Consider the following 2,481-nt stretch of genomic DNA (forward strand, 5'->3'; position numbering starts at 1 on the left):
AGCTCTCTAGCGCCGATGGTAGTTGGGACCTTGTCCCTGTGAGAGTAGGACGTCGCCAAGCAAAAACCTAAGTCGTTTCGACTTAGGTTTTTTTGTGTTTATTTTTATATACCAAATGACATAATCCGTAAATTTAGTGATCCTAAAATGTTTTAGTTTAAGGTAAGAATTACCTTTTATATAATTAAGTTATAGAATGACTAAAAATATATGAAAACGTTATGTGGAAAATAACTATTCAGTTGTTTTTCATATAACGTTTTTTCATTTTTAAAGGATTTCGCATAAGAAAAAATCTATAATTAAGGTAATTAACATATATTTTGGATGGGTGTGGGGGATTATGAAAGAAATATGCATGTTATTAGTGGCTGTTATATTATGGGGGACAGCCATTGCACCAACAAAGTGGGCGTTAGAATCTATTCAGCCATTTACTTTGTTATTTATTCGCCTTTTCTTCGCGAGTGGAATTTGTTTGCTATTTTCATTTAAACAATTAAAAAGATCGGTTGTACATAAACAAGTGCCGTGGAAAAGAATGAGTTTACTATCTTTTACTGGTGTAGCTGGTTACTTTATGTTCACATCCTACGGTATTTCTTTAACAAGTGGATTGCATGTTAGTATTATTGATGCTGCTTTACCGTTAGTTACAATTCTTTTTTCAGCGTTCTTTTTGAAAGAAAAAATTCAGCTTAATTATTGGGTTGGTATTGTACTCGGGGCTATTGGAGTACTTCTTATTACAATCCCATCTAGTAACGGGGATCAAGAAGTATCTTTAATAGGAGATATCCTTATTTTATTAAGTACGTTCTTATTTGCTTTCTATACAGTATTGCTGAAACGACCAAAACAAGAAAAGTATTTATCAAACAAGGTTTTTACAACATTAACTTTAATTATTGGAGCTGTTATTTTATTACCATTTGCAATGGTAGAAACTTTTTACTATGGTTTCCCGGAAATCGAAACATGGAAGACTGGATTTAGTGTAATGTATCTTGTTATAGGCGCAACAATTTTAGCGTATTGGTTTTGGAATAGAGCACTAGAGACAGTCTCAGCATCAGTAAGTGGGTTATATTTAAATGCGTTACCATTAATAAGTATTGTTGCTTCAATTGTTTTATTAGGTGAGTCTGTAACTTGGAAGATAGTAATAGGAGGAAGTTTAGTTTTAATAGGGGTAGGATGGGCAGATAAACAAAAGATAAGTAAGTTATTAAAGAAGAATAACTTGAATAGTAAGGAATGCTAAGCAGTATGTTGTATATAGTTTAAATAAAAAACACCTTATATATTAAGTGTTTTTTTATTTGGAAAGATAATAGATTGAAATCAGTATGGATATTCTTTGCTATATTTATACATATTGAAATCATTTTGAAATATTGTTTGAACGAGTTGTATACATTCAGTATCATAAAAACTTTCGAAAGTTGGAAGACGGGGGAATAAAGGGTCAGTAATATCGGATTCACTAAAATTCCCTTTATAAATCATCGAGGGAGTTTGATGATGCCAGGATGTTGAAAAATCATTTATTGGTGCGGTTTTTAATTCGAAACGCTTTTCTAATGCTTTCATATCCTGATTGAAGTTTTCTAAGTATATATAATTGGTTACATATTTTTCTTCATTAGCTATATATTGTTGTGTGAAATGCGGATTAATACTATTTGCTTGTGCCCCATTAATAAGTAGATAGTATAGAAATTGTTTAAATGAGAGCCCTTTGGACGAATTTTCGTCTTGATATAGAAACTTTCGGATAGGCTTCCATTCGGGATTTTCTATATAAGGAGGTGCAATTAAGGATACGAAAGAACTGACTGCTCTCTTATAAGGGTTACGAACAAGTTTAAAAGTTTCTTTTTGTTTTTCTCGTAACGCTATACCTAGCCGTAGACTATAGGCAGGCGCATTTTTGTATATATCATATTCATAATTATGAATGAAAGGGCTATAATTTAGAGCTGTTTGTAATAAATCAATTTGGTAAAAGAACCACTTGGCAAGAGAAGTACAACCACTTTTTTGGCTCCAAAATAGAATGATAGGAAACTTCTTATGATAGTGTGGATTTCTTGAATGAGCATTGATGATGTGTAATAAGGTAGGATCGAACAACCCCTACACCCCTTTCGGATATTTTAATTATATGTATGGAAAATAAAGAGGAATATGAGTAGCTATTTCATCTTTTCTAAAAAAGCGAAAAATTAATGTTGACTATTACTGAATAGGGGTGTAATATAAAACAAGTCGCCGATGACAACAACGTCGAAAGCGACAAACGAAATGAAAAACTTAGTTGACATTGAAAGATGAAAATGTTAACATAAGGAAGTCGCAAATGAGCGACTAAGTAGTTCTTTGAAAACTGAACGAAACAAACAACGTGAAACGTCAATTTTTATTTTAGATGCTAGACAAACTAACTTTATTGGAGAGTTTGATCCTGGCTCAGGATGA

Annotated in this window: 2 protein-coding genes; one reads left to right on the plus strand and one right to left on the minus strand. The window is 32.1% G+C overall.

What is annotated here, in order from left to right; translation table 11 throughout:
* Positions 1–343 precede the first annotated feature (343 nt).
* The gene (locus ACTFRS_RS28375) at positions 344–1,264 is read left to right on the plus strand and encodes a DMT family transporter (protein ID WP_139869852.1); all 921 of its coding nucleotides are present in this window, start codon (positions 344–346) and stop codon (positions 1,262–1,264) included.
* Between the two features lie 80 nt (positions 1,265–1,344).
* Here the strand turns inward: ACTFRS_RS28375 and ACTFRS_RS28380 are convergent, their stop codons facing one another.
* A complete protein-coding gene (locus ACTFRS_RS28380; RefSeq protein WP_139869851.1) occupies positions 1,345–2,136 on the minus strand; it encodes a sulfotransferase family 2 domain-containing protein in 792 nt (263 codons plus the stop codon).
* Positions 2,137–2,481 lie beyond the last annotated feature (345 nt).

It is taken from the genome of Bacillus cereus group sp. MYBK139-1 (assembly GCF_051916915.1).
Classification (GTDB): Bacteria; Bacillota; Bacilli; order Bacillales; family Bacillaceae_G; genus Bacillus_A; species Bacillus_A pacificus.

What these genes read in the sequence shown, in the direction of transcription:
- ACTFRS_RS28375 (WP_139869852.1), top strand. Translation starts at nt 344, where the DNA reads ATGAAAGAAATATGCATGTTATTAGTGGCTGTTATATTATGGGGGACA.